The sequence below is a fragment of the Pseudoduganella ginsengisoli genome (genome assembly GCF_009720865.1).
Lineage (GTDB): Bacteria > Pseudomonadota > Gammaproteobacteria > Burkholderiales > Burkholderiaceae_D > Rugamonas > Rugamonas ginsengisoli.
Genome location: NZ_WNLA01000052.1, coordinates 1 through 8,350, shown reverse-complemented (window position 1 = coordinate 8,350; position 8,350 = coordinate 1). Strand labels below are relative to the sequence as shown.

The window sequence follows — 8,350 nt, the reverse complement described above, 5'->3', positions numbered from 1 at the left end:
TGGCGGCGCGCCCGCGCGTGCTGCTGCTGTCCGCGCGCAACGGCGACGCGCTGGCGGCTGGCAGGGAGCAACTGGCGCAGCACCTGGATCGCCACCATGCAGGGCAACACGGCGAGGCGTGGTTCGCGGACGCCGCCTATACCACGCAGGTGGGACGGCGCCAGCATGGCGAACGCTATGCGGTGGTGGCGGCCGACGCGGCGCAAGCTGCGGCATTGCTGCGCGCGCCGGATGCGCGCGCCGTATCCGGCCGTGCACAGCAAACCGCCACGGTCTTGCTTTTCCCTGGCCAGGGCAGCCAGCGCATCGGCATGGCAGCGCAGCTGTACCGCGCGTGCACGCCGTTCCGCCATGCGTTCGATGAAGTCGAGGCGCTGGTGTCGGCGGAACTCGACACCAGTCTGAAAACCCTGTTGTGGAGCGACCAGCCTTACCACGCGCAGCGCCTGAAGCAAACGGCGTTTGCGCAGCCGGCCTTGTTCGCGGTCGAATATGCGCTGGCGCGCACCCTGATGGCTGCGGGCATCCGCCCGGCCGCGCTGCTGGGCCATAGCCTGGGCGAGGTGACGGCGGCCGCGGTGGCCGGAGTCTTTACGCTGGCCGACGCCGCGCGCATCGTGGTGCTGCGCGGCCGCCTGATGCAGTCGGCGGCGCCGGGCGCCATGCTGGCGGTGCAGGCCGCCAGCGATCGCGTGGCCGCTTTCCTTGCACAAGACGTGGCGCAGGGCGTCGAGATCGCGGCGATCAATTCGCCGCGCCAGACCGTGCTGGCCGGCCCTGAAGACGCCATTGGCGCGCTGGCCGCACGCCTGAAAGCCGATGGCTACCCGCATGCGAGGCTGGAAACTTCGCATGCCTTCCACAGCGCGGCAATGGAACCGGTACTGGCGGCATTCGAACAGGCGCTCGCAGCCTGCACCTTGCGCGCCCCGGAAATACCGGTGTTGTCGAACGTCAGCGGCGCCTGGCTCAGCGCCGAACAGGCCACGTCGCCAGCCTACTGGGCGGCGCAAATCCGCCAGCCGGTGCGTTTTGCCGATTGCGCGCGCGCCCTGGCGGAAGTGGGAGGAGGACGCGCCGTGCTGATCGAAGCGGGGCCCGGCCAGACGCTGTCCGGCCTGCTGCGCGCCAACCATATCCCGGCGCCGATGCAAGTGTGCGCCGTGCTGGACGGCGCGGCCGGCGGCGATGGCGACGATGCGCAAACGCGCGAATATAGCGGCCTGCTGCTGGCCTGTGCACGGGCCTGGAGCGTGGGCAATGCCATCGACTGGCGCCTGTTTGACGAAGGCGAACGCCCGCAACGCACAGTGTTGCCCGCTTACCCGTTCCAGCGCCGTCCATACTGGATCGACCCGGCGCCGCCGCAGGCGACGGCAACGCAAGGCGCAGCGGCCGCGTGCACTGCGCCAGTGGCGTCCGATGCGGCAACGGCGCCAGCCAGCCTGCCACAGGCGGACGCGCCCGCGGCAGAGGCCAATCCGATCGAGGCCGTCGTAGCGGCGCTGTACAGCGAATTCCTCGGCGTGGCCACGGTGGATCCCGACGCGTCGTTCTTTGCGCTGGGCGGCAATTCGCTGGTGGCGGTGCAACTGGTGGCGCGCCTGCGCGGCATGTTCCAGGTCGATATCCCGCTGCGCGGCCTTTATCAATCCAACTCGGTACGCGCCATCGCGGCGCTGGTGGCCGAACAGCTCATCGCACAAGGACCCGTCGCATGACGCATTTCACCCCGCAACAACAATCGATCCTGCAGGAACGCCTGCGTTTGCTGGGCTTGCACGGCATGGCGCCGGCGCAGGCTGCGCAGCCCGCACCTGAACAGGCAGTGCAACAGACGGTGCAGCCGGCCGCCGCGGCCGGCGCCATGCCCGAGCTGAGCCTGATATTTTTTTCCAGCGCAGAGGGCGCGGCGGGCGGTACGTATCAACTGTTGCTGGACGCGGTGCGCCTGGCAGACCAGGCAGGATTCAAGGCCGTATGGACGCCCGAGCGGCATTTCCAGGACGTCGGCGGCCCTTATCCGAATCCGGCGGTGCTGGGCGCCGCCATTGCCGCCGTCACGTCGCGGCTGCGGGTGCGGGCCGGCTCCATCAACTTGCCGCTGCATGACCCGCTGCGCGTGGCGGAAGAGTGGGCCGTGGTGGACAACTTGTCCAATGGCCGTGTCGACGTCGCCATCGCGCCGGGCTGGCATGCGGGCGACTTCATCCTGCAGCCGCAGAATTATGAAATGCGCCGCCAATTGAGCAGCAGCCATCTCGACCAGGTGCAGGCGCTGTGGCGCGGCGAGCGGATCGTGCGCAACGACCCGTCCGGCAAGGCTGTTGAAGTCCGCACGTTCCCGCGGCCGGTGCAGCCTGCGCTGCCCGTGTGGCTGACGATTTCCCACAATGCCGACGCGTGGGCCTATGCCGGCCGCCGTGGCGTCAATGTGCTGACGGCACTGATCAACCACAGCCTGGAAGGACTGGTGGAACGCATTGCGATTTACCGCGCGGCGCGCGCCGAAGCGGGCCTGGACCCGAAAGGCGGCGTGGTGTCGCTGATGCTGCACACCTACGTCGGCGCGGATGGCGAGGACGTCAAGGCCATGGTGAAGCCGGCGCTGAGCGCCTACCTGGCCGGCTTCCTGGCCCAGCAAGACCATTTGAACAGCGCCGACCAGCGCCACCAGGACGTACGCGCCCTGGTGCGGGCCGATCCCCAGGCATTTGTCGACTTCGTGTTCGAACGCTATTACGAAAGCTGTTCGCTGCTGGGCAGCGAGGAACGCTGTACCGCCATGCTGCGCCGGGTGGCGGAGGCGGGCGTCACGGAAGTCGCCTGCCTGGCCGACTTCGGCCTGGGCCACGCCACCGTCATGCAGGGCTTGCAGCGCCTTGCCGCCATGCGTACCCGCCTGGCGGCGTGACGCGGCACTTCACACTATTTGACCTGAAAGAGAACGCACAATGATTCCGATTTCTTCCGACACGCACGTAGAGCTGCGCAACTTTAACCGCGTACTGCAAGCGCAAGCTGCCAGGCACGCATCGAAGCCGGTGCTGCGCTTCCTGAATGCGCAATGCGAAACCAGCCATGCATGGCGCTATGAAGACCTGGACGCCCAGGCGCGCCGCATTGCCTCGCACCTGCTGTCGCACGCGCGCCGCGGCGACCGCGTCATGCTGCTGTTCCCGAACGGAGCGGAATTCATTTCCGCCTTCATCGGCTGCCTGTATGCCGGCATGATTGCCGTGCCAGTGTATGCGTTCGACCAGCAGCGCCTGCAAAAGTCGCTGCCGCTGCTGGTCAATGTGCTGCGCGACAGCGGTGCGGCCGTGCTGCTGGCGCCGGACGAGCTGGTGCAGCAATTGAAAATGCCGTTGATGTCGCAGCCGGAACTGGCCGCCACCGTGCGCCTGGCGGCGCTGGAAACCGCCTGCGCGGCAGCGCCGCTGGAAGCCATCGCCGACCCGGACCCCAGCCAGATCGCGTTTCTGCAATATACGTCCGGTTCCACCGGCCGCCCCAAAGGCGTCATGGTTTCGCACGGCAACCTGGTTGACAATGAACGCCGCATTGCCGCTGCGTTTCGCATCGATGCGTCGTCGCGCGGCGTATTCTGGCTGCCGCATTACCACGACATGGGCTTGATCGGCGGCTTGCTGCAGCCGCTGTATTCCGCTTTCGAATCCACCTTTATCTCACCGGCGCATTTTGCGCGCGACCCGCTGTCGTGGCTGGAAACCATCAGCGCGTGCGAGGCCAACCTGAGCGGCGCGCCGAATTTTGCTTATGAGTTATGCGCCCGCGACCCGTCCGAAGAACGGGTCGAGCGCCTGCAGCTTGGACAGTGGCGCACGGCATTCTGCGGTGCGGAACCGATCCGCGCGCAAACCCTGCAGCGCTTTACCGACCGGTTTGCGCCGCGCGGTTTCAACGGCGGCGCATTCCTGCCGTGCTACGGGCTGGCGGAAGCCACGCTGTTCGTCACCGGCCGCTTTGGCGACGTGGCGCAAATCAGCCGCGCGTTCGATGCCGATGCACTGCGCGGCGGCGTGGCGCAACCTGCGGCCGAAGGTGCGGACCCGTACCGTGCGGTGTCCAGCGGCTACGTCGGTGCGCCGGGCGAAGTCGTCGTGGCCGATCCCGATACGCTGGCGCCCTGTGCCGACGGCCAGGTCGGCGAAATCCTCGTGTGTACCGCCAGCGTCGCGCAGGGATATTGGGAAAACGAGGAAGCCACGCGCGCCATCTTCCAGGCCCAAGTCGCCGGGTTTGACGGCAATTATCTGCGCACCGGCGACCTGGGTTTCATTGCCGATGGCGAGCTGTTCGTCAGCGGCCGCCGCAAGGAATTGATCATCCTGAATGGCCGCAACTATTACCCGCAAGACCTGGAAGCGACGGTACTGGAGCGCACGGCGGCGCTGAAACCAGCCGCATGCGCGGCCTTCGGCATCGAACGCGATGGCGCGGAGCAGCTGGTGGTGGTGCTGGCGGTGCGCCGCACCGACATTGGCGCGGAGGAGGGGCTGGCGGTGCTGGCGGATGCAGCGGCGGCGGTCGGCGCGGTCCACGGTGTGCCGGTGGCGCGCCTGGTGCTGGCGCCGCCGCGTGCAATCGGCAAGACCACCAGCGGCAAATTGCAGCGCGCGGCCTGCCGCGAACAGTATCTGCGCGGCGCACTGGAAACCGTGCTGGCCTGGCCGGCGCAGGATGGCGCACAGCTGGCGGCGCCGGAAATGGTGGCTCCCGCCACGCCGGTTGAACGGTGGCTGCACAGCGCGTGCTGCGCGCTAATGAAGCGGGACGGAATCGGCATGACGGCGTCGTTGCTGGAAATGGGCATGAACAGCATCGAACTGGCCCAGCTGGCGGCCGCCATCGAAGGCCGCTTCGGCTTCGCACCCGACATCAGTGAAGTGTTTGCGCAACCGACGTTGCAGGCGCTGGCGGCAGGCATCGATGCGCGCCTGCAGCAACTGGTGGCGACCATGCCTGAACAGCAATTGCGCGAATTGCTGGGCGCATTGGATGCGGCGTAATGCCAGGGAGAGCTGAGACATGACGACGTATCGCTATTGCGGCATCCGGCCGCAGCTGGCTGCCGATGTCTTCCTTGCGCCTGGCGCGCAGGTGATCGGCGATGTGGTGCTGGCCGCTGGCGTCAGCATCTGGAGCAATGCCGTGCTGCGCGGCGACAAGGAACGCATCCGCGTAGGCGCGGCCACCAACGTGCAGGATGGCTGCGTGCTGCACACGGACCCGGGTTTCCCGCTGATCCTCGGCGCCGACGTCAGCATAGGCCATAACGCCGTGCTGCATGGCTGTACGGTGGGCGACGGCACCGTGGTCGGCATCAATGCCGTGATCATGAATGGCGTGGTGGTGGGGCGTAACAGCCTGGTCGCGGCCGGCAGCGTGCTGGGCAGCAACCAGCATTTTCCTGATGGCTCGCTCATCAGCGGCAACCCGGCGCGGGTGGTGCTGGAGCTGTCCCCGGAAGACCGCAGCGGCCTGCTGTCAGGCACCCGTGCGTATGCGGACATGGCGCGCGAATGCCTGCAGGACGGCGTATTCCAGCGCTGTGAACCGGAGCCGCTGCCAGCGGCGCCGCGCCATGGCTGACGGCGCGCACGCGGCGCGCTGGCTGCGCCATTTTGGCCCGTCCAGCGCCCATGCCGGCGCCAACCTGGTGTGCCTGCCGCATGCGGGAGCGGGCGCGTTCCAGTTCGCGTCGTGGGCGCGGCCGCTGGCGGGACTGGCCCACGTGGTGGCCGTGCAGTTGCCGGGCCGGGAAGACCGCGTGGGCGAACCTTGCATGACCGGCAGCGCGGCGCTGGTGGAGCAGGTGGCGGCCGCACTGGCCGCGTTGCCGCCACGGCCGCTGGTGCTGTATGGCCACAGCATGGGGGCGTCGCTGGCGCACGCGCTCACGCAGCGCTTGCGCCGCGACGGCGTGCCGGTGCGCGCACTGCTGGTATCGGGCCAGGTGCCGCCCCATGCGACGCGCAGCCGTCCACCGCTGGACACGCCCGATGCGCTGCTGGCCTGGCTGCGCGCGCTCGATGGCATGCCGGCCGCCGTGCTGGCCAATGACGAATTGATGGCGCTGTGGCTACCCACGGCATGGGCCGACATGCAATTGCTGGACGACTGTTTTGCCGTGGCCAATGCGGCGGCGCCAGTGCGGATCGACGTGCCGCTGACCGCGCTGGCGGGTTCCGGCGACTGGCTGGCGCCGCCCGAGCGGGTGGCGCGCTGGCGCGATTGCACCAGCGCGGCATTCCACGGCGCCACCTTGGAGGGCGGCCATTTTTTTCCGCAAAACCAACCCGCTGCCATGCTGGCCGAAGTGCGCGCAGCGCTGTTGCGCGCCCTGGCCGGCATCACGCAGCTTGCAGACAATTATTATTCCTGAAGAAAGAAGCACAATGAAGACGAAGTCCGCATCTCTCCTTGCCGTATTGCTGGCCACGGGCGGCGCCGCCGCAACCGCCGCCGATACGGCATCCGACGCTACGCCGCTGCTGCTGGCCGACGCCGCCGCCGTTGCCGGGGGCCACGCCGCCGACAGCGGCAGTGCGCGCATCCGCGACGAACCGGCGCCATCACCAGGCAATCCGCTGTTGCAGGGAAGCCACCTCAATTTCATGCTGCGCACCTTTATCGACAAACAGGCGGTCAACGGCGCATTTACGCGCCATGCGTGGACGGAGAATTTGCAAGTCAACTTTGAATCCGGCTATACCCCGGGCATGGTCGGGCTGGGCGTCGATGTTTCGCCATTCATGGCCGTGCGTGTCGACAGCAGCGCCAATCCCGGCAATCTGGCGCATACCGGCGAGCCGCGCGACCGCGCCTGGGCTTACTTCGGCAAGTATGCGGTGAAAGCGAAAATCGGCGACGGCACGGTGCTGAAATACGGGCTGCAGCAGACCAGCAACCCTGTCATGGAAAGCAAGGATAACCGCGGCTTGCCGCCCACCTACCGCGGCCTGACGCTGGTGTCCACGCTGGCGCCGGGCGTCACGCTGGATGCGGGCAGCTTCGACCGCATGGTCGGGCGCGGCCGCTCCCACCTGGGCCCACTGAGCAGCAATTTTGGCGGCATGCCGATGTCCCGCCAGAGCTATGTGGGCGGCAGCTGGGATTATGCGGAAGGCGCCAACGCCACGCTGTATGCGAGCCGTGCACGCGACCTGTGGGACCAGGCGTACCTGGCCTGGTCCACGCGGCTGGGCGAAGCGGCAGGCGTCAAATGGGGCGCCAACCTGAATCTGTATGTGACGCAGGGACAGGGCAGGCGGCTGCAGGGGGACATCGACAACCAAGCCTATAGCATCGGGCTGACCGGTACGCACGGCGCCTTTACCGGCATGGCCGCGTTCCAGCAGGTATCGGGCGACCACTTCCATGACTTCACCGGCGATACCTGGGGCAATGCGCTGGCCAACGCCATGCTGGTCGATTACGGCGCGCCGCATGAGCGCTCGCTGCAGCTGCGCGGCGCGGTCGATGCCGGCAAGCTCGGTGTGCCGGGTTTGCGCGTGATGTTCTGGGCCATCAGCGGGCGGGGCGCCAACGGCGCCGACAATGCGGCCCGCTACAGCGACCCTGGCCATCCGCTGTATGAGCTGTATTGGAAAAACGGCCGTCCGATCCAGGGCGGACACCGCGAATTCGGCATCTATCCGACGTATGTGCTGCAGGACGGCGCATTAAAAGGAAGCAAAATTTCGTTCTACGCGGTGGCGCACCGCGCCTCGCGCTACTACTACGACAGCGGTATCCGTGAATATAAATTCGCGTTCGACATGCCATGGAAGGGCTATTGACCCGGTCCCGCCATGCGCACTTTTTACACGGTATTGACCGGACAATTGCTGTCGGCGCTGGCGACGGCGACCAGCACTTGCGCGCTGAACTGGTGGATATACCAGTCCAGCGGTTCCGTGTCGCGCTATGCGCTGGCATTTTTTTTCACAGCGTTGCCTGGCCTGCTGCTGGCGCCGCTGGCGGGCGTGCTGGCCGACCGCTATCCGCGCCGGAACGTGCTGCTGGCCAGCACCTTGCTGTCGGCATCGGTGGCGGCTGCCATGCTGTCGCTGCTGGAGGCCGGGCGCTTAAGTCCGATATGGATTTATGGCGGCATGTGTGTGCAATCGTGCTGCCTGGCGCTGCACCTGCCGGCATTTCAGGCGCTGGCGCGGCAACTGACGCCGCCCGGGCGGCTGGGACGCAGCGCTGGCCTGCTGCAATTGGCGGAAGGCTGCAGCCAGACCTTGGCGCCGGGCGCGGCCGGATTGCTGACGCCGGCCTTTGGCCTGAGGGCGCCGCTGCTGCTGGCGCTGGGCGCCGG

Annotated in this window: 7 protein-coding genes; all 7 read left to right on the top strand. The window is 67.4% G+C overall.

The window, feature by feature from the left end; genetic code table 11:
• Positions 1-1,721, top strand: a 1,721-nt coding sequence (locus GM668_RS30000; protein WP_155442647.1) for an acyltransferase domain-containing protein, incomplete at its 5' end; no start/stop codon positions are given.
• Positions 1,718-2,914, top strand: a complete 1,197-nt coding sequence (locus GM668_RS29995; RefSeq protein WP_155442646.1) for a MupA/Atu3671 family FMN-dependent luciferase-like monooxygenase — start codon at positions 1,718-1,720, stop codon at positions 2,912-2,914. The genes GM668_RS30000 and GM668_RS29995, both read left to right, overlap by 4 nt.
• A gap of 40 nt (positions 2,915-2,954) precedes the next feature.
• Positions 2,955-5,033: an AMP-binding protein gene (locus GM668_RS29990; RefSeq protein WP_155442645.1), complete on the top strand. Its 2,079-nt coding sequence runs from the start codon at positions 2,955-2,957 to the stop codon at positions 5,031-5,033.
• Positions 5,034-5,052: 19 nt separating this feature from the next.
• The gene (locus tag GM668_RS29985; protein WP_155442644.1) at positions 5,053-5,616 is read left to right on the top strand and encodes a gamma carbonic anhydrase family protein; all 564 of its coding nucleotides are present in this window, start codon (positions 5,053-5,055) and stop codon (positions 5,614-5,616) included.
• Positions 5,609-6,409, top strand: a complete 801-nt coding sequence (locus GM668_RS29980) for a thioesterase II family protein (protein ID WP_170305923.1) — start codon at positions 5,609-5,611, stop codon at positions 6,407-6,409. Before GM668_RS29985 ends, GM668_RS29980 begins: the two co-directional genes overlap by 8 nt.
• Positions 6,410-6,422: 13 nt before the next feature.
• The gene (locus GM668_RS29975) at positions 6,423-7,826 is read left to right on the top strand and encodes an OprD family outer membrane porin (RefSeq protein WP_155442642.1); all 1,404 of its coding nucleotides are present in this window, start codon (positions 6,423-6,425) and stop codon (positions 7,824-7,826) included.
• Positions 7,827-7,838: 12 nt separating this feature from the next.
• A partial coding sequence (locus GM668_RS29970; RefSeq protein WP_155442641.1) for an MFS transporter occupies positions 7,839-8,350 on the top strand: 512 nt, incomplete at its 3' end.